Origin of the sequence: Roseovarius pacificus (assembly GCF_900142665.1) — a bacterium.
GTDB lineage: Bacteria > Pseudomonadota > Alphaproteobacteria > Rhodobacterales > Rhodobacteraceae > Roseovarius > Roseovarius pacificus.
In genome coordinates this window covers 175,639-196,989 of the sequence record NZ_FRBR01000001.1, presented here as the reverse complement: position 1 = coordinate 196,989, position 21,351 = coordinate 175,639, and the positions used below count along the sequence as shown (strand labels likewise).

21 protein-coding genes and 4 tRNA genes are annotated in these 21,351 nt (G+C 62.7%); 15 read left to right on the top strand and 10 right to left on the bottom strand.

Annotated elements, in window-relative coordinates:
- The first annotated feature begins 60 nt into the window (after positions 1 to 60).
- Complete coding sequence (locus tag BUB53_RS00965) at positions 61 to 522, top strand: Lrp/AsnC family transcriptional regulator (protein ID WP_073031689.1); 462 nt, start codon at positions 61 to 63, stop codon at positions 520 to 522.
- Positions 523 to 526: 4 nt separating this feature from the next.
- Here BUB53_RS00965 and tpiA read toward each other — a convergent pair whose 3' ends face one another.
- The 6 genes from tpiA to BUB53_RS00935 all read right to left on the bottom strand — a co-directional run bounded on the left by tpiA (position 527) and on the right by BUB53_RS00935 (position 4,956).
- Positions 527 to 1,279 carry a triose-phosphate isomerase gene (tpiA, locus tag BUB53_RS00960; protein WP_073031687.1) on the bottom strand — a complete coding sequence of 251 codons (753 nt, stop codon included), beginning with the start codon at positions 1,277 to 1,279 and terminating at the stop codon, positions 527 to 529.
- A gap of 51 nt (positions 1,280 to 1,330) precedes the next feature.
- Positions 1,331 to 1,681 (bottom strand): HesB/IscA family protein, encoded by a 351-nt coding sequence (locus BUB53_RS00955; RefSeq protein WP_073031685.1) that lies wholly within the window; start codon positions 1,679 to 1,681, stop codon positions 1,331 to 1,333.
- Between the two features lie 29 nt (positions 1,682 to 1,710).
- Positions 1,711 to 2,073, bottom strand: a complete 363-nt coding sequence (locus BUB53_RS00950; protein WP_073031683.1) for an SUF system Fe-S cluster assembly protein — start codon at positions 2,071 to 2,073, stop codon at positions 1,711 to 1,713.
- 166 nt (positions 2,074 to 2,239) lie between these two features.
- Entirely contained in the window at positions 2,240 to 3,661 is a 1,422-nt protein-coding gene (gene rimK, locus BUB53_RS00945) for a 30S ribosomal protein S6--L-glutamate ligase (RefSeq protein ID WP_073031681.1), read from the bottom strand.
- Between the two features lie 135 nt (positions 3,662 to 3,796).
- Positions 3,797 to 4,069, bottom strand: coding sequence for an NfeD family protein (locus tag BUB53_RS00940; protein ID WP_073031679.1), 273 nt, complete (start codon positions 4,067 to 4,069; stop codon positions 3,797 to 3,799).
- Positions 4,066 to 4,956, bottom strand: a complete 891-nt coding sequence (locus BUB53_RS00935) for an SPFH domain-containing protein (protein ID WP_073031677.1) — start codon at positions 4,954 to 4,956, stop codon at positions 4,066 to 4,068. Before BUB53_RS00935 ends, BUB53_RS00940 begins: the two co-directional genes overlap by 4 nt.
- Positions 4,957 to 5,034: 78 nt before the next feature.
- Between BUB53_RS00935 and tgt the strand changes: the two genes are divergently transcribed.
- Positions 5,035 to 6,174, top strand: coding sequence for a tRNA guanosine(34) transglycosylase Tgt (gene tgt, locus BUB53_RS00930; protein WP_073031675.1), 1,140 nt, complete (start codon positions 5,035 to 5,037; stop codon positions 6,172 to 6,174).
- A gap of 71 nt (positions 6,175 to 6,245) precedes the next feature.
- Here the strand turns inward: tgt and BUB53_RS00925 are convergent, their stop codons facing one another.
- A complete protein-coding gene (locus tag BUB53_RS00925) occupies positions 6,246 to 7,061 on the bottom strand; it encodes a VPLPA-CTERM sorting domain-containing protein (protein WP_073031673.1) in 816 nt (271 codons plus the stop codon).
- 373 nt (positions 7,062 to 7,434) lie between these two features.
- Between BUB53_RS00925 and lon the strand changes: the two genes are divergently transcribed.
- The 8 genes from lon to BUB53_RS00880 all read left to right on the top strand — a co-directional run bounded on the left by lon (position 7,435) and on the right by BUB53_RS00880 (position 12,699).
- Entirely contained in the window at positions 7,435 to 9,846 is a 2,412-nt protein-coding gene (lon, locus tag BUB53_RS00920; RefSeq protein ID WP_073031671.1) for an endopeptidase La, read from the top strand.
- Between the two features lie 413 nt (positions 9,847 to 10,259).
- On the top strand, positions 10,260 to 10,721 hold the full coding sequence (locus tag BUB53_RS22900) for an HU family DNA-binding protein (RefSeq protein ID WP_084728767.1): 462 nt from the start codon (positions 10,260 to 10,262) through the stop codon (positions 10,719 to 10,721).
- Positions 10,722 to 10,740: 19 nt separating this feature from the next.
- A tRNA-Val gene (locus BUB53_RS00910) sits at positions 10,741 to 10,815 on the top strand.
- A 131-nt stretch (positions 10,816 to 10,946) separates the two neighbouring features.
- The gene (locus BUB53_RS00905; RefSeq protein ID WP_143163103.1) at positions 10,947 to 11,525 is read left to right on the top strand and encodes a hypothetical protein; all 579 of its coding nucleotides are present in this window, start codon (positions 10,947 to 10,949) and stop codon (positions 11,523 to 11,525) included.
- Positions 11,526 to 11,583: 58 nt separating this feature from the next.
- Positions 11,584 to 11,659 (top strand) — tRNA-Val (locus BUB53_RS00900).
- A 597-nt stretch (positions 11,660 to 12,256) separates the two neighbouring features.
- Positions 12,257 to 12,333 (top strand) — tRNA-Asp (locus tag BUB53_RS00890).
- Positions 12,334 to 12,365: 32 nt separating this feature from the next.
- Positions 12,366 to 12,442, top strand: a tRNA-Asp gene (locus BUB53_RS00885).
- A gap of 29 nt (positions 12,443 to 12,471) precedes the next feature.
- Entirely contained in the window at positions 12,472 to 12,699 is a 228-nt protein-coding gene (locus BUB53_RS00880) for an RND transporter (RefSeq protein WP_073031666.1), read from the top strand.
- Between the two features lie 8 nt (positions 12,700 to 12,707).
- On the opposite strand, the gene BUB53_RS00875 is transcribed toward BUB53_RS00880, so the two are convergent.
- The 3 genes from BUB53_RS00875 to BUB53_RS00865 are packed head-to-tail and all read right to left on the bottom strand — an operon-like array spanning position 12,708 to position 15,327.
- The gene (locus BUB53_RS00875) at positions 12,708 to 13,064 is read right to left on the bottom strand and encodes a hypothetical protein (protein ID WP_143163101.1); all 357 of its coding nucleotides are present in this window, start codon (positions 13,062 to 13,064) and stop codon (positions 12,708 to 12,710) included.
- Between the two features lie 10 nt (positions 13,065 to 13,074).
- Positions 13,075 to 13,941 carry an alpha/beta fold hydrolase gene (locus BUB53_RS00870; RefSeq protein ID WP_073031662.1) on the bottom strand — a complete coding sequence of 289 codons (867 nt, stop codon included), beginning with the start codon at positions 13,939 to 13,941 and terminating at the stop codon, positions 13,075 to 13,077.
- Positions 13,942 to 13,950: 9 nt separating this feature from the next.
- A complete protein-coding gene (locus tag BUB53_RS00865) occupies positions 13,951 to 15,327 on the bottom strand; it encodes a M20/M25/M40 family metallo-hydrolase (protein WP_073031660.1) in 1,377 nt (458 codons plus the stop codon).
- Positions 15,328 to 15,545: 218 nt separating this feature from the next.
- Between BUB53_RS00865 and hemA the strand changes: the two genes are divergently transcribed.
- The 5 genes from hemA to ctaA all read left to right on the top strand — a co-directional run bounded on the left by hemA (position 15,546) and on the right by ctaA (position 21,348).
- Positions 15,546 to 16,775, top strand: a complete 1,230-nt coding sequence (gene hemA, locus BUB53_RS00860; RefSeq protein WP_073033649.1) for a 5-aminolevulinate synthase — start codon at positions 15,546 to 15,548, stop codon at positions 16,773 to 16,775.
- A 113-nt stretch (positions 16,776 to 16,888) separates the two neighbouring features.
- A complete protein-coding gene (locus tag BUB53_RS00855; RefSeq protein WP_073031658.1) occupies positions 16,889 to 18,109 on the top strand; it encodes a helix-turn-helix domain-containing protein in 1,221 nt (406 codons plus the stop codon).
- Positions 18,110 to 18,197: 88 nt separating this feature from the next.
- Positions 18,198 to 19,328 (top strand): flavodoxin-dependent (E)-4-hydroxy-3-methylbut-2-enyl-diphosphate synthase, encoded by a 1,131-nt coding sequence (ispG, locus tag BUB53_RS00850; RefSeq protein WP_073031649.1) that lies wholly within the window; start codon positions 18,198 to 18,200, stop codon positions 19,326 to 19,328.
- 72 nt (positions 19,329 to 19,400) lie between these two features.
- Positions 19,401 to 20,147: an RNA methyltransferase gene (locus BUB53_RS00845; protein ID WP_073033648.1), complete on the top strand. Its 747-nt coding sequence runs from the start codon at positions 19,401 to 19,403 to the stop codon at positions 20,145 to 20,147.
- A gap of 61 nt (positions 20,148 to 20,208) precedes the next feature.
- Positions 20,209 to 21,348 carry a heme A synthase gene (ctaA, locus tag BUB53_RS00840; RefSeq protein WP_073031648.1) on the top strand — a complete coding sequence of 380 codons (1,140 nt, stop codon included), beginning with the start codon at positions 20,209 to 20,211 and terminating at the stop codon, positions 21,346 to 21,348.
- The last annotated feature ends 3 nt before the right edge of the window (positions 21,349 to 21,351 follow it).

The following is a 21,351-nucleotide window of genomic DNA, read 5'->3' as shown; positions in this document are numbered from 1 at the left end:
CATATGTTCTAACCTTCTGGCAATTTCCCGGAGGTGTTCTACGAAAGGGCAAAACGCGAAATGGCTGTTCGCATTGACGATCTGGATCGAAAAATTCTTGTGCAGTTGCAGAAGGACGGTGGCCTGTCTCTGGATGAAATTGCCAAGGTTGTTGGCAGTTCCAAGACCCCTGTCTGGAATCGGATTCGCAAAATGCGCGATGCCGGAATCATCAAACAGCAGACGTTCCTACTGGATGCCGAGGCGCTTGGATTCGAGGCCTGTTTCTTTGTCCTGATCCGCACGTCGGAACACGATGCCGAATGGCAGGCCAGGTTTTTAAAGGCTTTGCTGGATCGTGACGAGGTTCAGGAGGCGCACCGGCTGGCGGGAGATATCGACTATATCCTCAAGGTGCGGGTGGCCAATGCGCGGGCTTATGACACATTTTACCAGGCACTGATTTCCGAGGTGAAAGTGCATAACGTGACGGCGTTGTTGTCGATGGAAGAGATCAAATCGACCACCTTCCTGCCGCTGTGATCGCTTAAACTGTGGCTTCCAGAGATTTGATAATAGGGGAAAAATCGGCTTCCGTGAGGCTGGCGCCTCCGACCAGTGCCCCGTCCACGTTCGGCACGGCGAAAATCTCGGCGGCATTGGCGGGTTTGACCGACCCGCCATAGAGCAGGCGGATGGTGCGGACGTTGTCCGCGCCAAAGCGCGCGGTCAGTTTTTCCCGTATGAAATCATGCACTTCGCCGATCTGTTCGAGGCTCGGCACCTTGCCGGTGCCGATGGCCCAGACAGGTTCGTAAGCGATGACGGTATTGACCCCGGTGGCCCCGTCGGGGGTGGAACCCTGGAGCTGGTCTGCGATCACGTCGAGGGTCTGACCGGCATCACGCTGTGCCAGGGTTTCGCCGATACAGATGATCGCGGTGAGGCCCGCCGCATGGGCGGATTCGGCCTTGGCGCGTATCAAGTCATTGGATTCATTGTGATCTTCGCGCCGTTCGGAATGGCCGACAATCACGGCGGTGGCCCCGCAATCGGCGATCATGGGGGCCGAGATATCGCCGGTATGCGCGCCGGAGGGGGCGGTGTGGCAGTCCTGGGCCCCTATATCTAGTGGGTGGCCCGAAACCAGTTCGGCGGCGGACATCAGCAAGGTCGCCGGAGGACAGATCAGGATATCGACGGCCGGGTCGCTGTGCGCCTGCGCCAACGCCTGTAGCTCCTCCAGTGCCGCGCGGGTTCCGTTCATCTTCCAGTTGCCAGCGGCGAGCTTGCGCACCATCGTCCCGATTTCCTTTATTATTGTTTATTTGCAGATGGATACGAACGTATCTTACATGCCTTCGAACTTGATCGATTCCCCGCAACCGCAGGCTTCGGTGACGTTGGGATTGTTGAACACGAACCCCGATTCAAGCAGGGAGGTTTGATAGTCGATCTGCGTGCCGAACAGGAACATCTGCGCCATCGGGGCGATCATCACCCGTGCGCCGTCCTGTTCGACCACTTCATCATGTGGATCGACCTCGGCCACATACTCCATGGTGTATTCCATACCCGCGCAGCCGCCTTTCTTGACGCCGATGCGCAGGCCTTGGTGGCCGTCCTTTTCCATCAGCTTCGCGATTTTCGCGGCGGCGGCGGGCGTCATGGTGACGGCCTGTTTTCCGGGAATTCCGAACATGAGATTTCCCTTTCAATCCATTGAAAATATTACATGAAACCCAGTTCAAGGCGAGCTTCGTCGCTCATCATGTCCATGCCCCAGGGCGGGTCCCAGACCAGTTCGACATCGACCTGCTTGACCCCGGCGACGGGTTCGATGGCCTCGGCCAGCCAGCCGGGCATTTCACCGGCGACGGGGCAGCCCGGTGCGGTGAGGGTCATGATGACGCGCACGGCGTTCTCGTCGTCGATCTCGACCGTGTAGATCAGGCCAAGATCGTAAATATTCACTGGAATTTCAGGGTCATAGACGGTGCGGCAGGCCTCGACGATCTGCTCGTAGAGAGGATGCTCCGTGCTGGACGGAGCAATGAGCGGCGCGCCTTCGAGAGGTTCTGGGCTTTGAGTCATGTCTGGGTCCTGCGATGTTCCTGACGAAACATATAGGTTTTATGATCCACGCCGTCCAGAGGTCGGGTTTCGTACAAAACGTACAAAGTGTACGCGGGTTTTGTACGAAAATCCCGTGTCGGCCCGCCGGGGGCGTCCATGATGGACGCAACCGCGTGCGACAGCGTCAGTCGGATTTTTTCCGGGTCGTGGTTTTGCGCCGCCGGACCGGGGCGGGGCGCACGCGGGATTCGATATTTTCGTAAAGCCGCCCGACGATGTTCTTGCCGGTCGAATTCTCGATCCCCTCGAACCCCGGCGAGGAATTGACCTCGAGCACCTTGGGGCCGTTTTCGGAGCGCAGCAGATCGACCCCGGCCATGTTCAGGTTGAAGGCCTTGGCGGCGCGCAGGGCGGTGTCGCGTTCCTCCTTGGTGATGCGCACGGATTTGGCCGAGCCGCCGCGATGCAGGTTCGAGCGAAAATCGCCCTCGGCCCCGGTGCGCTTCATCGAGGCGACGACCTTGCCGCCGATCACCAGACAGCGGATGTCTTCGCCGGCGGCTTCCTTGACGAAATCCTGCACCAGAAAGTTGGCCTTGAGACCGCGGAAGGCGTCGATCACCGATTCGGCGGCCTTTTTGGTTTCGGCCAGGACGACGCCCTTGCCCTGGGTGGATTCCAGCAGTTTGACGATCAGCGGCGCGGTGCCCACGAGGCCGATCAGGTTGCCGGTATCCTTGGGCGAGGCGGCGAAGGCGGTATTTGGCATGCCGATCCTGGCGCGGGCCATGATCTGATGGGCATAGAGCTTGTCACGGCTGGCGCTGATCCCGGCCGAGGGATTCACGCAATAGGTGCCGATGGTTTCGAACTGCCGGATGATGGCGGTGCCGTAGGGCGTGATCGAGGCCCCGATGCGCGGGATCACGGCGTCGAACCGGGGCAGGCGTTTGCCATCGTAATGCACCTCGGGGGCCATGGCGTTGATCGCCATGTAGCAGCGGGTGGTGTTGATCACCTCGACCGAGTGACCGCGCTTTTCGCCTTCTTCGACAAGGCGGCGGGTGGAGTAGTTATCCTCGCGCGAGAGAACGCAGATCCGCAGGGCGCGCTTGGGCGCTTCGTGGCGCATCTTGGCGGTGTGATACACATCGTAGCTGAGTTCGGGCTGCATGAAACGGTCGGTGGCGACGATGGTGATATGATCCTTGAGCGCCTGGCGCCCCAGCAACATGCGCGATTGCATGGTCGCGCGGTTGGTCAGCGTGATTTCGATGGGCCAGCTGTCGCCGTTGACCGACAGGTTGCTTTCGATCACGTAGCGCAGTTCCTTTTCGCCGTTCGAGGACGTGACCTCGCGCCGGTCGACGATGGGGGCCGAGCAGGGAATCACCAGATCGTCGCGCCCCGGAATGGGGTGGACGGTAAAGCGCACCTTGGGTTTGCCGACCGGGCCGAAGGTTTCGATATCGAAGGCATGCAGCGCCGAGGTGCGCGCGCCGGTATCGACCTTGGCGCGCAGGGCGGGCACCCCGAGATCCGGTAATGAAATCCATTCTTCCCACCCGAATTGCAGTTGCTGTGTGGCTTCGGGTGTATCGGTCATGCATCTGTCCCTTGTTGTGTCTGTTCGGGTCGGTCCTGGCGCGGGCCAAGGCCGGAGTATTGGGGGTGATGACAGCATGTCGCAGGCGCGAGCACAAGGAATTCCATGGGCGCGGCCCGACAGGCGGTTTTGCGGTTACTGGTTGATGTCGTCGTGAATGATGCGGCTCTGATCGTTGCGGGCGCGGAAGGCGCGGCGCAGGATCAGCCATGCCGCCAGCGACAGGACCGCGAAGATGGCGATCAGGGCGGATGGCCCGATGGACAGGGGCAGGGCGACGATCAGCGCCGTCAGGGCCGCCCCCACGGCGATGCCCAGAAAGACATAGCCGGGGATCAGGGTTTCGAGGATGGCCAGCGCCAGAGCGGCGGCCAGCCAGACCCACCAGATATTCCAGAGGTCGCTCATGATCTGCCTTTCAGCATGTTGAAGGCGTTGCCGAAGGCTTCGAGCGCCTGTGCGGGGACCAGCACGGTTTGCGAGGACGCGCTGTTGCCGAGGGCGTTGAGCGCCTCGACCTGTTTCAGTGCGACCTGGTATTGCGCGGCTTCGAGCCCGTTATCGGCAATCGCCTGCGCCACGACGCCGGTGGCGTAGGCTTCGGCCTCGGCCTGGATGCGGCGGGCCTTGGCGGTTTGTTCGGCGGCGTAAAGCTCGCCGTCGGCTTCGAGTTCGACGGCGCGTTTCTTGCCCTCGGCCTCGGTCACCTGGGCGCGGCGGGCGCGTTCTGCATTGAGCTGCTGGAGCATGGCGGCGCGGGTGGCCTCATCGAGGTTGACGTCCAGAAGTTCGGCGCGGGTGACTTCGATGCCCCAGTTGTCGACGGCATCCTCGACCGCATCCTTGATGGTGGAAATCAGGGCCGAGCGGTTGGCCTGCACGTCATCGAGATCCATCTTGCCGATTTCGGCGCGCACGATCCCGGCGACGGTGGTGGCGATGGCGGCATCGGCGTCACGGATGCGATAGACCGTCTTTTCCGGCTGGGTGATGCGGTAGAACACGGAGGTTTCGACCTCGACCAGCACGTTGTCGCGGGTGATCGCGTCCTGGCTGGCATTGGGAAGCTGGCGTTCGAGGATCGACACCTTGTGGCGCACGACATCGAGGAACGGCACGATGAAATTGATCCCCGGCCCGAGCACCGCGCGCAGGCGGCCAAAGCGTTCGACGACGTATTGTTCGGATTGCGGGACGATCTGGATGCCTTTGAAGATCACGGTGAAGATCAGGATTGCCAGGAGAATCCAGATCAGGTTCGATCCCAGAAGGTCCAGAATTTGTTGTTCGGTCATTGTGAAACTCACTCGAAATGAAAGCGCGGGGTTTTCAAGCGAGGTTAAATCACAATAAGGGGGGCGGAAAGACGGCAAATGCGGGATGACGCGGTGAAATTCAGCTTTCAATTGCAGGCCACGGACCGGGCGGCGCGCACGGGGGTGATCGAAACGCCGCGCGGCGAGGTGCGCACGCCGGCCTTCATGCCGGTGGGCACGGCGGCGACGGTCAAGGCGATGCTGCCCGAAAGCGTGCGCGCGACGGGGGCCGATATCCTGCTGGGCAATACCTATCACCTGATGCTGCGCCCCACGGCGGAGCGGATCGACAGGCTGGGCGGGTTGCATCGCTTCATGAACTGGGAGCGGCCCATTCTGACGGATTCCGGCGGATTTCAGGTGATGAGCCTTGCGGGGTTGCGCAAGCTGACCGAAGAGGGGGTGACCTTCAAAAGCCATATCGACGGGTCGCGCCATGAGTTGACGCCGGAACGCTCGATGGAGATCCAGCGGCTGTTAGGCAGCGATATCGTGATGTGTTTCGACGAATGCCCGGCGCTGCCTGCAACCGAGGCGCAGGTGGCCGAGAGCATGCGGTTGTCGATGCGGTGGGCGGCGCGCTCGAAAGCGGCGTTCGGGGACCGGCCCGGCCATGCGCTGTTCGGGATCATGCAGGGGGGCGTGACGCCCGAATTGCGCGAGGAATCTGCGAAGGCACTGTGCGAGATCGGGTTCGATGGCTATGCCGTGGGCGGTCTGGCCGTGGGCGAAGGGCAGGAGGCGATGTTCGGCGTGCTGGACTATGCGCCGGGATTCCTGCCGCCGGACAAGCCGCGCTATCTGATGGGGGTGGGCAAGCCCGACGATATCGTCGGTGCGGTGAAGCGGGGCATCGACATGATGGATTGCGTGCTGCCCTCGCGCAGCGGGCGGACGGGGCAGGTGTTTACCCGGCATGGGCAATTGAACATCAAGAATGCCCGGCATCAGGACGATCCGCGCCCGATCGACGATCAGTGCACATGCCCCGCCTGCCGGAACTATTCACGCGCCTATCTGCATCATGTGTTCCGCAGCCAGGAGATCATCAGTTCCATGCTGCTGACATGGCACAACCTGCATTATTATCAGGACATCATGCAGGGGATGCGCGACGCGATTGCCGCGGGGCGGTTCGCGGATTGGGAAGCCGCGTTCCACGCCGGGCGCGAGCAGGGCGATATCGAGCGGCTTTGATATGCGACGGGCGCCCGGTATCAGGCGCCCGCTGGGCCGCCCCGGTCAGAACGACGGCGTGCCAGGGCACCTCATGAGGTGCTGGAGCGCCGACGGAGCGCCCCCAGGGCGCCAAGCCCGGCAAGCAGGAAAAACCCGCTTGCCGGAAGCGGGATGACATTGGGCGTGTCGTCGGGGTCGGGATCAGTGCCGCCGTCCCGCAGGCTGGCAAGGATAACGCCGCTGCTGACGCGGTCGCGTTGACTGTTATCGAAGCGGTACGTTCCCGCGAATGCCATGAAGTCGCCTTGGGAGCCAAGGGCTTCCCAGGTATCGCGATCGATGAAATCGCCGGCCAGCCAGTCGCGTATCGAGTTGGGCGCGCTGAAGGCCTCGGTCACGTATCCGAGATTGAAATTGTTGCCATCCTGCAAAGAGGCGACCGGATGCCCGTTGGGGCCGAACGGCGCGGGTGCGGGTGTGTCCTCATCTGCAATGGAGATACCCGGCACGGCGGTGGTGGTCCCTTCGAGATCGAAGCGTTTGAACGCGCCCGATGGGTCCAGGAGAACGAAGGCGTCATTGCCGTTATTGGTGGAAAGCGTATCGCCCGGAAGGGTCCAATTCAGCGTTTCATCGTAAATGTCGGTGTAGCTGATTGACAGTTCGATGCGCGTGGAATCGTTGAGCGCAATGCTGGCATTCGGCGCCACCGCCGAGTCCGCGATGTCGAGGCGGCCAGTTCCGGCCAGCGACACATCGTTTATGTTGCGCCCGCTCTGGGAATTGTTGCTGGCGGTATTTCCGACAGTAGGCCCTTCGTAAAAGAACAGGTCGTAGGTTGCCGACACCGCGAAGGATGTACTGGCAAGAACGGCGACCAGTGATGAGATGATGGTTGATTTCATGATTTCCCCCTGAATTTCTTGTTTAAAACCGTGAGTGTTTAGCATTTTTTCGCTAAAATCTCAAGCATGGCGCGCCGCGCCAGGCATTCGAGCGCCCCGCATTGCGGGATTACACGGCGTCTGAGCGACCGTGGGGCGGGGTTGCAGGGTACGGTTGAGACAGCCGAAAGGCACTTTGCGGCACAGCGTTGCAGGCAGCGCGCGCGGACCCGCTCAAACAGCTCTTGTGAAGCCGGGGCCGGAAAGGCATTCTGCGTCAGATCGGTTGAAACGGGGCGGGGGCCGCCCCAAGTTAGCCTTCAGGAAACGCGGAGATGGGCGCGGCTGCCTTTGACAGGGGCCCGGACCATCTGCCCAGAACAAGGAAACGAGCATGCAAGAGCCTCTCAACGCCTCCTATCCGGTGCTGCCGCTGCGCGATATCGTGGTTTTCCCCCACATGATCGTGCCGCTGTTCGTCGGACGCGAGAAATCCGTTCGCGCGCTGGAAGAGGTGATGCAGGACGACAAGCAGATTCTGCTGTCCAGCCAGATCGACGCCAGCATCGACGACCCGACCGCCGACGGCATTTACGGCACCGGCGTTCTGGCCAATGTGCTGCAATTGCTGAAACTGCCCGATGGCACCGTCAAGGTGCTGGTCGAGGGTGTCGCGCGGGTGCGGATCACCGATTATCTGGACAACGACAATTTCTTCGAGGCGCGCGCCGAATACCTGAGCGAGATGCCGGGCGATCAGGCCACGATCGAGGCGCTGTTGCGCACCGTCAGCGACGAGTTCGAGCGCTATGCCAAGGTCAAGAAGAACATCCCCGAAGAAGCCCTGGCCGCCGTGAGCGAAACCGAGGAGCCGGCCAAGCTGGCCGATCTGGTCGCCGGGCATCTGGGCATCGAGGTGGAACAGAAGCAGGAGCTTCTGGAGACGCTTTCGGTCAGCGAGCGGCTGGAGAAGGTCTATGGCCTGATGCAGGGCGAGATGAGCGTGTTGCAGGTCGAGAAGAAGATCAAGACGCGCGTCAAGTCGCAGATGGAGAAGACGCAGCGCGAGTATTACCTGAATGAGCAGATGAAGGCCATTCAGAAGGAACTTGGCGACGGCGAGGAGGGCGAAGGCGAACTGGCCGAGCTCGAAGAGAAGATCGGCAATACCAAGCTGTCCAAGGAAGCCCGGGAAAAGGCCGAGGCGGAGCTCAAGAAGCTCAAGAACATGAGCCCGATGAGCGCCGAGGCCACGGTGGTGCGCAACTATCTGGACTGGATGCTGTCGATCCCGTGGGGCGTGAAATCCCGCGTGAAGAAGGATCTGGGCCGGGCCGAGAAGATTCTGGATACCGATCACTATGGCCTCGAAAAGGTCAAGGAACGGATCGTGGAATACCTGGCGGTGCAGCAGCGCTCGAAAAAGCTGAAGGGGCCGATCATGTGCCTTGTCGGCCCGCCGGGCGTGGGCAAGACCAGTCTCGGGGAATCCGTGGCCAAGGCCACGGGGCGCGAGTTCATCCGCATTTCGCTGGGCGGGGTGCGGGACGAATCCGAGATTCGCGGCCACCGCCGGACCTATATCGGCTCGATGCCCGGCAAGATCATCCAGGCGCTGAAAAAGGCCAAGACGACCAACCCGCTGATCCTGCTCGATGAGATCGACAAGATGGGGCAGGATTTCCGGGGCGATCCGGCGTCGGCCATGCTGGAGGTGCTGGACCCCGAACAGAACGCCACCTTCGTGGACCATTACCTCGAGGTGGAATACGACCTGTCGAACGTGATGTTCCTGACCACGGCGAACTCCTACAACATGCCGGGGCCGCTTCTGGACCGGATGGAGATCATTCCGCTGGCGGGCTACACCGAGGACGAAAAGCGCGAGATCGCCAAACAGCACCTGATCCCCAAGCAGATCAAGAACCACGGTCTGCGCAAGGGCGAGTTCGAACTGACCGACGACGCGCTGACCGATATCGTGCGCCATTACACCCGCGAAGCCGGTGTGCGGAACCTCGAACGCGAGATCGCCAAGGTCGCCCGCAAGGCGGTGACCCGAATCATCAAGGGCGAGGACAAGGCGATCACGGTCACGTCCGAAAACCTGGGCGATTACCTGGGCGTCAAGAAGTTCCGCTATGGGCTGGCCGAGGAAAAGGACCAGGTCGGCGTGGTCACGGGGCTGGCCTATACGTCGGTCGGGGGCGAGTTGCTGAACATCGAGGCGCTGCGCCTGCCGGGCAAGGGCCGGATGAAGACCACCGGCAAGCTGGGTGACGTGATGAAGGAATCGATCGACGCGGCCAGTTCCTATGTGCGCTCGATCGCGCCCGAGATCGGCGTCAAGCCGCCGCGGTTCGAGAAGTGGGACATCCACGTGCACGTTCCCGAGGGCGCCACGCCCAAGGACGGGCCGAGCGCGGGCCTTGCGATGGTGACCTCCATCGTGTCGGTTCTGACGGGTATTCCGGTGCGCAAGGATATCGCCATGACCGGCGAGGTCACGCTGCGCGGCAATGCCCTGGCCATCGGGGGCCTGAAGGAGAAACTGCTGGCGGCCCTGCGGGGCGGCATCAAGACGGTGCTGATCCCGCGTGAGAACGAAAAGGATCTGGTCGAGATCCCGGACAATGTGAAAGAGGGGCTGGATATCATCCCCGTCGATCACGTCCGCGACGTTCTGAAGCTGGCGCTGGTGCGCACGCCCGAGCCGGTGGAGTGGGACGAGGAGGCCGAAGAGGCCGCCGCCGCCGAAGCCGCCCTGAAAGGCGATGACAGCGTCAAGGGAGCCACGGCGCACTGACGCCGCGACCCGGACTTGAGTTGAAGGCCCTGCCGGGGATCACCGGCGGGGCCTTTTTCGTTTTCAGCGAGGGACGGGGATCAGCCGCTGCCCGTGCCGATGATGATCAGCAGGACGGCAATCGCGGCGATCAGCCCGCCGGCCTTTTCCGAACTGTCTCCGAACTGTCGACGGCCGCCCCGGGGACGATCCCGGGCGCGACGACAGGATCGGACAACCCGCCAGCCATGGCCGCGCCTGTCATGGTGGCAAGCGCAATCAGAGTCACAATAGGTTTTGTCATGATTTTTCCCCCAGGTATCAATGGGCCCGATGTCAGGAGGGGTTCTCAGGCCATGTCAACTGACGCTGGCCATGGCGCGCGCTTGCGGTTACGCTGAGCGCCACAGAGCAGTTACGATCGAGAGGGTCCCATGACGACACGTCGCAGCGCCTCGAGCAAGGCGAAAACCAGTTCCAAGGCATCCACGGCAGCGAAATCCGCGACAAGCGGAAAGACCGCCGCGAAAACCCCGGCGAAACCGGCCGCGAAGACCGCGCCGGAACCGGGGGTGGTCAGCGAAACCACCGTCACGGCGGTGGCGCCCGAGCTGAAGAAGAAGGAACTGATCGACATGGTGACCGACCGCGCGGGCGTGAAAAAGAAATTCGCCAAGCCCGTGGTCGAGGCCATGATCGACATTCTGGGCGAGGCCATCGCCGAGGGGCGCGAGCTGAACTTACAGCCGCTCGGCAAGCTCAAGCACCAGCGCACCAAGGAGACGCCGAACGCCCGGATCACCGTGGCGAAAATCCGTCAGAGCAAATCCGCCTCCCCGGCGCTGGAGCACGGCGCGGATAAAGCGAAAGAGAGTGTTGCAGACGCCGCCGAGTGACGCTACATAGCGCGCCAACGGGTGATTAGCTCAGTGGTAGAGCGCTTCGTTCACATCGAAGATGTCAGGAGTTCGAATCTCTTATCACCCACCATGAATTCCGCGCGGCGTGCCTGAAAAACGGGCGCGCCGTTTTTCGTTGTGGCGGGGTTTGCGGGCCGGGGCTTGCGGGATGGCGGGCGCGGGGCAATGATGGCGGGGGACGAGCAGCAAGCGGGGCGGGCGATGGATATCGAAAAAGACATTATGCTGAACGAGTTGACGATGCTGCGCGAAGAGCGTGCGCGCCGCAGCCGCCAGCAGTTCGAATATGTCCGGCTGAGCCTGATCAATGTCGGGGTGCTGTCGTTTTTCGGGATTTTCAGCGTGGTTGCGGGCGGTGGCGAGGTGGCGGTGAAAGTGGCTGAAAACGCCGCCTTCGTGTTCGCGCTGATGTGTGTGCTGACGATCATCTCGATCACGCTGTTCCTGTTCTGGATCGACGATGCGCTGACCATCGCGGGAATCGACCGGTTCCTGATGCGCAAGGAGCGCAGCGTGGATACCAAGGGCGACGTCTATTGGTACGAATATCGCCAGCACCTGAACCGGACGGCCGCGTTCCGGATCAAGAAATGGATTTTCAACCTGGCGGTGGTTCTGTCCTTCATCAGCCCGCCGTTTCTGTTCGGGCTGTTCACGATCATTCACACCATGCTGCAAATCCCCGTCTGGGTGCAGGTTTCCGGCGGGGTGTTCTTTTTCTTCGTGCTGGCGACGCCGCTTTTGATGTGGCGCAGGTTCACGCGGCGGCTGTATGGGTGAAATTGTTGGCACGGAGCCTCTTGCACAAGACGCGCAGCTTGGGTAAACGGCGCGCATCGGGTCGTTAGCTCAGTTGGTAGAGCGCTTCGTTTACACCGAAGATGTCGGGAGTTCGAGCCTCTCACGACCCACCATCCCAACCTGTTGAAAACGAAGCATGGTGAACCGATTTGACGGGTTCTCGTGCTGGTGCACTTGTGCTTAAATCGAGTCGGTGACGTTGAGCGGAGGTGACATGAAACACATTCTTTCCATTGCGGTGCTTGTCGCGGGAACGATGGTTCCCGGTACGGGGTTTGCGGCACTTGATGTGTCGGATCGGGCCGGGGGGCCTGAAGAGATTGTCGAACACGGTGGCGGTTGTCGGAAAAGTTCTCCGCCGGGACAGTGCTGCCATATGGATAAATCCACGGGCAGCGTTCACTGTCATTGACGCTAGGAGTTACAGGTCTTGTTTCAGGGCCAGTTACGGCTGGTTGAGCGACTGACGTTGCTTAACCGGGCGTAAGCTCCACGCCCCTTGACCCCCGTGAATGCCTTCATATCCGGGGCTGATACGAAGCTGTTTTCGCTGTGCGTGGCTCATGCGGCGCGCGGGGGCTCGCGCGCTGCAGCGGGGTGTCTTGCGGACGTGGCGGACGAGGGGTGAAATTTCCCGAAACGGGCGCTTGACGGCACCGCGCGCTGCGCCTAATAAGCGCATCACGCCCGAGCGATCGGGCGGGCAGTGAGCGGTTGTAGCTCAGTTGGTTAGAGTGCCGGCCTGTCACGCCGGAGGTCGCGGGTTCGAGCCCCGTCAACCGCGCCACCGCTGCCCCGAAGATCGCTTGTCGCGTCAGCGCGGTTGTAGCTCAGTTGGTTAGAGTGCCGGCCTGTCACGCCGGAGGTCGCGGGTTCGAGCCCCGTCAACCGCGCCACTTTCCTTTCCCTGTCATGGACAAAGATTTTGGCCCGTTTGCTGGACAAATTACCGTGGGTGCTCGTGCTGGTGATGTGCGTCACGCTGGGGCTGGCGCCGTTCACGCCCGAGCCGCATGTCTGGGAAAAGATCAGGATGCTGGCGGCGGGCGATCTGGTGCGCGCGATCGACTGGTTCGATCTGGTGCTGCATGCCAGCCCGTGGCTGTTGGCGCTGGCCAAGCTGGGGCGCGAGATCGGCCGGGCGCGAGGCTGAGCGTTTTCCTAATCGGGGCAGTCGAAGGGCACGAAGGTGCTGGCCATGCCTTCGTTCATGGTCATGGTGGTCAGAAGGTCCGCCATCGCGATGTCCTGTTCGCTGCGGGGACAGACCCCGCCCCTGGCCACGCATCCATTGGCGATGAAGGCGTCGTTTTCGTCCATGAACGCATCGGTGATGCCGTCGCGCCCGAGCAGGGCGAGCGCATCCTCGACCGCGTGGCGGTAAAGGGTGCATTTGCGGTCGGTCCATGAGTCGGGCGCGCTGTCATCGGCGGTGGCCGGGGCCGACAGGGTGAGGGCGAGCGCCGTGAGGCCGCCGGTCAGGCGGTAGGGCGCGCCGTGGCGGGGGGCGCGTCGCACGCCCGCCATGTCAGGCGAAGAATTCCCTGAGCGCCGTCAGGGTGTCCTGCGGGGCGGTATCGGGGAAGAAATGCCCGCCGGGTATCGCAAGGGCCTGCATATCGAGGCATTTGGGAGCCCAGGTATCGGCGACATCGTATTGGGCCGCCATGGCCCCGTCGGCCCCGTAGAGTACGAGGGCCGGGCAGGCGATGCGCTGTGTCAGGTCGGCGGCATCGTCCTTGAAATCGTGATCCAGTGCGGCGCGGTAATCGTTGCACATGCCGCGGATGGTGTCGGGATCGCGCCAAGCGGTGCGATAGGCGGCGAGTTGATCGGGGCCGAACTGCGACAGGTCCGATTTGCCCCAGCCGAGGAGGCAGCTTTCGAAATAGCCGTCCGGGTCATGGCCGATCAGGGTTTCGGGAAAGGGTTCGGGCTGGGCCAGAAAGAACCAGTGGTAATAGGCGCGGGCGACATCGATCCTGAGTTGCGCCAGAAGGGTGTGGGTGGGCACGATGTCCATCACCGCCAGCCGTGTGACGGCCTGCGGGGCATCGAGCGCAAGGCGATGCGTGACGCGCCCGCCACGATCATGCCCGGCCACGGCAAAGCGGTCATGCCCGAGCCGCTGCATCAACGCCAGAACATCCTGCGCCATGTGGCGAAAGCTGCAGGCGGCCACGTCGCGCGGCTTGCCGCTGTCGCCATAGCCGCGCAGATCGGGGCAGATCACCGTATGGGTTTCCGCGAGTCCGGGGGCGATCTGCGCCCACATGGCGCGGGTTTGGGGAAACCCGTGCAGCAGGACCAGCGGCGGCCCGTCGCCGCCCGTGCTGTAGGCGATCCTGACGCCATTGGGCCTGGCGGTCTGGTCGGTGAAGCCGGGGATGGTCATGGGCGATCCTCAGCCCTTGCACAGCGCATCGAGGATGCGCGCCCAGCTTCGGGTGCCCTTGTGGAAGCTTTCCATATCGTATTTTTCATTCGGCGAATGGATCGCGTCATCGTCCTTGCCGAAGCCGATCAGCATGGCGTTCATGCCGAGGATGGACTGGAAATGCCCGGCAATCGGGATCGAGCCGCCGCAGCCCACATAGGCGGCCTCGTCGGGCCATTCGTCCGAGAGCGCCTGTCGGGCGGCCTCGAAAGCGGGATCGGCGGTTTCCATGACCGAGGCGGCGGAGGCGCCGTATTCCTTGAATTCCACCGTGCAATCGGTGGGCAGGCGGTCACGCACGAAGGTCTGGAAGGCCTTGCGGATGGCCAGCGGGTCCTGCCCCTGAACGAGGCGGAAGCTGATCTTGGCATGGGCCTGCGCGGGCAGGACGGTCTTGAACCCGTCGCCGGTATAGCCGCCCCAGATGCCGTTCACTTCGGCGGTGGGGCGCGACCAGATCATTTCCAGCGGCATGCGCCCCTTTTCGCCCGCCGGTTCGCTGAGCCCAACCGAGCCGAGGAAGCCCTGCCAGTCGAAATCCAGCCCTTCCCATTGGTCGCGGACCTGATCGGTCAGGTCGGGGATGTTGTCGTAAAAGCCTGGAATCGTGACCTTGCCGGTTTCGTCGTGCAGATCGGCCAGTATGCCCGAGAGCGCGCGAATGGGGTTCATCGCCAGCCCGCCGAAGAACCCCGAATGCAGATCGACGCGGGGGCCGGTGATGGTCAGTTCCTCGGTCACCATACCGCGCAGCATGGTGACGATGGCGGGGGTTTTCGACTGAAACAGGCCGGTGTCGCAGATCAGGGCGATATCGGCGCGCAGCTCGTCGGCGTTCTGCTGCATGAAGGGGACCAGCGAGGGCGACCCCGATTCTTCCTCGCCTTCGAAGAAGAAGGTGATCTTGCAGGGCAGGGTGCCGTTGATTTCGCGCCAGGCGCGGCAGGCCTCGACGAAGGTCATGAGCTGGCCCTTGTCGTCGGAACTGCCCCGGCCACGGATCACCGGGCCGTTGGGCGTGTCTTCGACCCTGGGATCGAACGGATCGTTCTCCCACAGGTTCAGCGGATCGACCGGCTGCACGTCGTAGTGACCGTAAAACAGCAGGTGCGGGCCGTCGCCGTCGACATGGCCCACGACCATGGGATGACCGGGGGTTTCCCGCTTTTCGGCCTTGATTCCAAGGCTGTTGAGATCGGCCACCAGCCAGTCGGCGGCGTCCGAGCACTGATCGGCATAGGCCGGGTCGGTCGAGATCGAGGGAATGCGCAGCAATTCCAGCAGGCGGTCGGTGGCGGCGGGCAGTTGGTCGTCTATACGGGCCAGAACGGCGTCGAGTGACATGGGCTTTCCTCGGAGTTGCGCGATGTTCGGCGCGAAGGTAACAGGTGACGCGCGGCTGTCCAGCGACCTTGATCGAAGTCAAGGAAACGGGGGGCGTCAATTTGTAACCTGTTGCGTGTAGGATGTGTGATCTATATGCATCTGACTTAATGAATATGTCGTGCGCGAAACGGCATCCGCCCGTAGCGGGGATGGAACGGACCAAGGAGGAAACGCCAGTGGATTACTCTGCAAAGCTGGATGACGCGATCAACCGTCTGCATGAGGAAGGCCGCTATCGCACCTTCATTGATATCGAACGCCGCAACGGGCAGTTTCCCCACGCCACATGGCGCAAGGACGATGGCAGCGAGCGGCCGATCACCGTGTGGTGCGGCAACGATTACCTTGGCATGGGCCAGCACCCCGTCGTGCTGGACGCGATGCACGAGGCGCTGGACGCCACGGGCGCAGGATCGGGCGGGACGCGCAACATTTCCGGCACGACCGTGTATCACAAGCGGCTGGAGGCCGAACTGGCCGATCTGCATGGCAAGGAAGCCGCGCTGCTGTTCACCAGCGCCTATATCGCCAACGACGCCACGCTGAGCACATTGCCCAAGCTGTTTCCGGGGCTGATCATCTATTCGGACGAGTTGAACCACGCCTCGATGATCGAAGGGGTGCGCCGCAATGGCGGGGCCAAGCGCATTTTCCGTCACAACGATGTCGAACATCTGCGCGAATTGCTGGCCGCCGACGATCCGGACGCGCCCAAGCTGATCGCGTTCGAATCGGTTTATTCGATGGATGGCGATTTCGGGCCGATCGAGGCGATCTGCGATCTGGCGGACGAATTCGGCGCGCTGACCTATATCGACGAGGTTCATGCGGTGGGCATGTATGGCGCGCGCGGCGCAGGGATTTGCGAACGCGACCGCCTGATGCACCGTCTGGACATCATCAACGGCACATTGGCCAAGGCCTATGGCGTGATGGGCGGTTATATCGCGGCGTCGGCCAAAATGTGCGATGCCGTAAGGAGTTATGCGCCGGGCTTCATCTTTTCGACCTCGCTGGCGCCGACGCTGGCGGCAGGGGCCACGGCATCGGTTGCCTTTCTCAAGACCTCCGAAGGGCAAAAACTGCGCGAAAAGCACCAGACCCAGGCGAAGATCCTCAAGACCCGCCTGAAAGGGCTGGGCCTGCCGCTGATCGACCACGGCAGCCATATCGTGCCGGTCATCGTCGGCAATCCGGTTCACACCAAGAAGTTGAGCGACATGTTGCTGGATGCCCACGGCATTTATGTGCAACCGATCAACTATCCGACCGTCCCGCGCGGCACCGAGCGCCTGCGCTTTACCCCGTCGCCGGTGCATGGACCCAGGGAGATGGACGCGTTGGTGCATGCAATGGATGAACTTTGGAGCCATTGCGCGCTGAATCGTGCCGATTTGACGGCCTGACACCCCAAAAAGGTGTAAAATGCCTTGCCATGTGCTACTGTAGCGCAAACAAAAGGTAAGCTTTCGAATCGGGACAATCGGAAGCTGATGAACAGGTTTGAGGGGCAGGCCGCATGATCGGGCGCAGGTTTTCGCGCAAGGCTGAAGAATACGAGGCAGAGCCGCGGGGCTTTGACGATTTCGATTTGCGCCTTGGCGATCTTATGCGCGGTGAACGCGCGACCCTTGGCAAATCCCTTCTGGATGTAGAACGCGAATTGCGGATCAAGGCCTCTTACGTGGCCGCGATCGAGAATTCCGATCCCGGTGCTTTCGACACGCCCGGTTTCATCCCCGGTTACGTGCGCTCCTATGCGCGCTATCTCGGCATGGACCCGGACAAGGCGTTCGAGGCGTTTTGCCGGGAAAGCGGATTTTCGATTGCGCATGGCATGTCGGCAGAGGCGTCCTCGATCCGCAAGCCGCAATCCTCGGGGCAGAGCCGCACGACAGCCCGCAAATCCGATCCCATCGTCGCGCCGAACACGCCCTTCGCCCCGGTGAGCGAAGGGTTTCTGTCACGCATCGAGCCGGGCGCGATCGGGTCTGTTCTGGTGCTGGTCGCGCTGATTGGCGCCATCGGATATGGCGGGTGGAGCGTGCTGAACGAGGTGCAGCGCGTCCAGTTCGCCCCGGTCGAGAATACGCCCGATGTTCTGGCCGATCTGGACCCGCTGGAGAGCGCGGTGCCGAATGCAGAAGACGGGCAGAACCGCGACCTGGCCGGGACTTTCACAGCCCCCGCGGACGAGCGGCTGGACCGGCTGTATCGTCCCGAGGCGCTGGACGTGCCCGTGATGGTGGCGCGCGATGCGCCGATTTCCACGCTGGACCCCGCAGAGGTGGGCACCATACGCCCCGACCTGCCGCGCACGGACCGTTCGAGCACGTTCGAAGTGGCCCGCAAGGCCGAGAGCCTTCCCAGCCCGCAGGTGGTGGAGGCCCCGATGCCGGGGCTGCGTGTCGTGGCCGTGCGCCCGGCTTGGGTGCGGGTGCGCGCTGCCGATGGCAGCGTGATTTACGAGGGCATCATGAATGCCGGCGACACCTATGATGTGCCGCCCACGGAAGAGGCCCCGACATTGCGGGTCGGTGAATCGGGGGCGATCTATTTCGCCGTGAATGGCGCGCATTACGGCCCGGCGGGACCGCGTGGCAAGGTCACGTCCGATCTGGCGCTGGATGCCGCGGTTCTGAGCGCGGCCTACGAGGTGGCCGATATCAGTCAGGATCAGGACCTGTCGCGCTATGTGGCCGAGTTGCAGACCAACACCGACAGCGCGCCGCAGGAATAACCGGCGCGCGGTGATTGCGGCCCGGCGCGATGCGCCTTATCTTTCGGCCAGACGAGACCCAATCAATTCTTTCCCCTGGGGGTAAGCGATGTCGCTGAATCCTATTCGCCCGTGGCGTAACATCGAGCGCCGCCAAAGCCGCCAGATCATGGTTGGCGACGTGCCGGTGGGGGGCGATGCGCCGATCACCGTGCAGACCATGACCAACACGGTGACAACGGATATACCGGGCACCATCGCACAGGTGCAGGCCGCTGCCGAAGCCGGGGCGGATATCGTGCGCGTGTCGGTCCCAGACGAAGAGTCGGCGCGGGCCTTGAAAGAGATCGTGCTCGAAAGCCCGGTGCCCATCGTGGCCGATATCCATTTCCATTACCGCCGCGGCATCGAGGCCGCCGAAGCCGGCGCCGCCTGCCTGCGGATCAATCCGGGCAATATCGGCAGCCCGGAGCGCGTGCGCGAGGTGATCTCGGCGGCGCGCGATCATGGCTGTTCGATGCGGATCGGGGTGAATGCGGGCAGTCTGGAAAAGCATTTGCTGGATAAATATGGCGAGCCAACCCCGGATGCCATGGTGGAAAGCGGGCTGGATCATATCAAGGTCTTGCAGGACAACGATTTTCACGAGTTCAAGATCAGTTGCAAGGCGTCGGACGTGTTCATGGCGACCGCCGCCTATCAGATGCTGGCCGAACAGACCGATGCGCCCATTCATCTGGGGATCACCGAGGCGGGCGGGCTGACCAGCGGCACGATCAAGTCGGCCATCGGTCTGGGCAACCTGCTGTGGATGGGGATCGGCGATACGATCCGCGTCAGCCTGAGCGCCGATCCGGTGGAAGAGGTTAAGGTGGGGTATGAAATCCTCAAATCCCTTGGCCTGCGGCACCGGGGGGTGAACATCATTTCCTGCCCGTCCTGCGCGCGGCAGGGGTTCGACGTGATCAGGACGGTCGAAACGCTGGAGCAGCGGCTGGAACATATCAAGACGCCGATGAGCCTGAGCATCATCGGCTGCGTGGTCAACGGCCCCGGCGAGGCGCTGATGACCGATGTGGGGTTCACCGGCGGCGGTGCGGGCAGCGGCATGGTCTATCTGGCGGGCAAGGCCAGCCACAAGATGACCAACGAGGAGATGATCGACCATATCGTCGAACAGGTGGAACGGCGGGCCGCCGAGATCGAGGCGGAAGAGGCCGCGCGCCCGGCCGCCGAGTAAAACCGTGACCGGGGGTTTTCAGCACCGCATGGCTGGCCTAAGAGGCGGGCAGATTCATCTTCGAGGATGCCCATGCCCACCGAGACCCCGCAGCCCGCTTTCGTTCTGGTTCGCCCACAGATGGGCGAAAACATCGGCGCCGCCGCGCGTGCAATGTGGAATTTCGGGCTGGACCGGATGCGTCTGGTGGCGCCGCGCGATGGCTGGCCCAACCCCAGGGCCGTCGCCATGGCCAGCGGGGCGGGGCGTTTGCTGGACGAGGCGCAGATGGTCGAAACGCTGCCCGATGCGGTGGCCGATTGTCATTATGTCATGGCCACCACCGCCCGCGCGCGCGGGCTGACAAAGCCGGTTCTCAGCCCCGAACGCGCGATGCAGATCGCCGCGGAGCGGATCGCGCAGGACCAGAAGGTTGCCGTGCTGTTCGGGCCGGAACGCGCCGGGCTTGAAAACGACGACGTGGCGCGCGCCAATGCGATCATCAATGTGCCGGTCAATCCCGAATTCGCCAGCCTGAACCTTGCGCAATGCGTGTTGCTGACCGCCTATGAGTGGCGGCGGGCGCAGGGCAATATCGTGAATGAGCGCGTGGACATGGCCCGCGCCGACTGGGCCGAACAGATCGAGATCGAGAAACTGGCCGATCATTATGACGAGCGGCTGACGCAGGCGGGGTTCTTTTTTCCCGACCACAAGGCCGAAGGGATGCGCACCAACCTGCGTAACATGTGGAGCCGCATGGCCCTGACGCGGGCCGATGTGCAGATGCTGCATGGTGTGCTGCGGCAGATGGTCCGCTGGAAGGAGCGCGGCGACTGAGCGCGCTTGAAGGGGGGCAGGGGGCGCATTACTGTGCGCGCGATCAGGCGAGGGAAGCGGAATGACCAGCAAGCGCAGCATTTTCGAGGATGTCTCCGAGGGCGAACCCCGGCGCGAGGCCCCCAAGGGCGGGATGATTGACGCGGGCCGGCGCGGGGCGCGCGGTGCGATACGCATCTGGCTGATGGTGCTGTTTGCGCTGGTGGTCGTGATGATCGCCGTGGGCGGGCTGACCCGGCTGACCGACAGCGGGCTGTCGATCACCGAGTGGAAGCCGCTGAGCGGGGCCTTGCCACCGATGAACGCTGCCGACTGGCAATCGGAGTTCGACAAGTACCGCCAGATTCCCGAATACCAGTTGCAGAACAAAGGCATGAGCCTGTCCGAGTTCAAGGCGATCTATTGGTGGGAATGGGGCCACCGGCAGTTGGGCCGGGTGATCGGCCTTGTCTGGGCCGTGGGCTTTTTCGGGTTTCTGGCCGCGCGCCGGATTCCCGCGGGCTGGACCGGGCGTCTGCTGTTGCTGGGCGTGCTTGGCGGGGCACAGGGCGCGATCGGCTGGTGGATGGTCAGTTCGGGGCTGGATGGCGAGATGCTGGACGTGGCCAGTTACCGGCTGGCGGTGCATCTGGGGCTGGCCTTTGTCATCCTGGGCTTTATCGCGTGGTACATGATGATGCTGCGCCGTGAAGAGCGCGAATTGATGCAGGCCCGGCGCAGCAAGGAGGCGCGGTTGTTCGGCCTGTCCACGGGCTGGCTGCATTTCGCGTTCCTTCAAATCCTGATCGGGGCGCTTGTCGCCGGAATCGACGCCGGGCGCAGCTATACCGACTGGCCGCTGATGGCCGGGGGATTCTTGCCGCCGGATTTCTGGATGTCCGATCTGGGCTGGCGGAATTTCTTTGAAAACCCCGGTCTGGTGCAGTTCATTCACCGCATGGTGGGCTATGCGCTGTTGGCCTTCGGGATCATGGCATGGCTGAAGGGGCGCCGCAGCGCCCATGTGGCGACGCGTGCAGCGTTCACTGCGGCGTTCATCGCGCTGTGTGCGCAGGTGGCGCTTGGGGTGGCGACGGTTCTGCATGTGGCCGCGTGGCAGGTGGCAATCGTGCATCAGGTTCTGGCCGTGATCCTGTGGGTGCTGATCCTGCGGGCGCGGTTCCTGAGCCTGTACCCGGTGGCGCAATCGGTGCGGGGGTAGGAC

Coding starts and splice junctions, on each gene's coding strand:
- ispG (WP_073031649.1), top strand. CDS start 18,198: ATGTCGCTGAATCCTATTCGCCCGTGGCGTAACATCGAGCGCCGCCAA.
- BUB53_RS00855 (WP_073031658.1), top strand. CDS start 16,889: ATGATCGGGCGCAGGTTTTCGCGCAAGGCTGAAGAATACGAGGCAGAG.
- BUB53_RS00935 (WP_073031677.1), bottom strand. CDS start 4,956: ATGACCGAACAACAAATTCTGGACCTTCTGGGATCGAACCTGATCTGG.
- BUB53_RS00845 (WP_073033648.1), top strand. CDS start 19,401: ATGCCCACCGAGACCCCGCAGCCCGCTTTCGTTCTGGTTCGCCCACAG.
- BUB53_RS00950 (WP_073031683.1), bottom strand. CDS start 2,073: ATGACTCAAAGCCCAGAACCTCTCGAAGGCGCGCCGCTCATTGCTCCG.
- BUB53_RS00905 (WP_143163103.1), top strand. CDS start 10,947: ATGGATATCGAAAAAGACATTATGCTGAACGAGTTGACGATGCTGCGC.
- BUB53_RS00955 (WP_073031685.1), bottom strand. CDS start 1,681: ATGTTCGGAATTCCCGGAAAACAGGCCGTCACCATGACGCCCGCCGCC.
- rimK (WP_073031681.1), bottom strand. CDS start 3,661: ATGACCGATACACCCGAAGCCACACAGCAACTGCAATTCGGGTGGGAA.
- lon (WP_073031671.1), top strand. CDS start 7,435: ATGCAAGAGCCTCTCAACGCCTCCTATCCGGTGCTGCCGCTGCGCGAT.
- BUB53_RS00965 (WP_073031689.1), top strand. CDS start 61: ATGGCTGTTCGCATTGACGATCTGGATCGAAAAATTCTTGTGCAGTTG.
- ctaA (WP_073031648.1), top strand. CDS start 20,209: ATGACCAGCAAGCGCAGCATTTTCGAGGATGTCTCCGAGGGCGAACCC.
- tgt (WP_073031675.1), top strand. CDS start 5,035: ATGCGGGATGACGCGGTGAAATTCAGCTTTCAATTGCAGGCCACGGAC.
- tpiA (WP_073031687.1), bottom strand. CDS start 1,279: ATGGTGCGCAAGCTCGCCGCTGGCAACTGGAAGATGAACGGAACCCGC.
- BUB53_RS00940 (WP_073031679.1), bottom strand. CDS start 4,069: ATGAGCGACCTCTGGAATATCTGGTGGGTCTGGCTGGCCGCCGCTCTG.
- BUB53_RS00925 (WP_073031673.1), bottom strand. CDS start 7,061: ATGAAATCAACCATCATCTCATCACTGGTCGCCGTTCTTGCCAGTACA.
- BUB53_RS00865 (WP_073031660.1), bottom strand. CDS start 15,327: ATGTCACTCGACGCCGTTCTGGCCCGTATAGACGACCAACTGCCCGCC.
- BUB53_RS00870 (WP_073031662.1), bottom strand. CDS start 13,941: ATGACCATCCCCGGCTTCACCGACCAGACCGCCAGGCCCAATGGCGTC.
- BUB53_RS22900 (WP_084728767.1), top strand. CDS start 10,260: ATGACGACACGTCGCAGCGCCTCGAGCAAGGCGAAAACCAGTTCCAAG.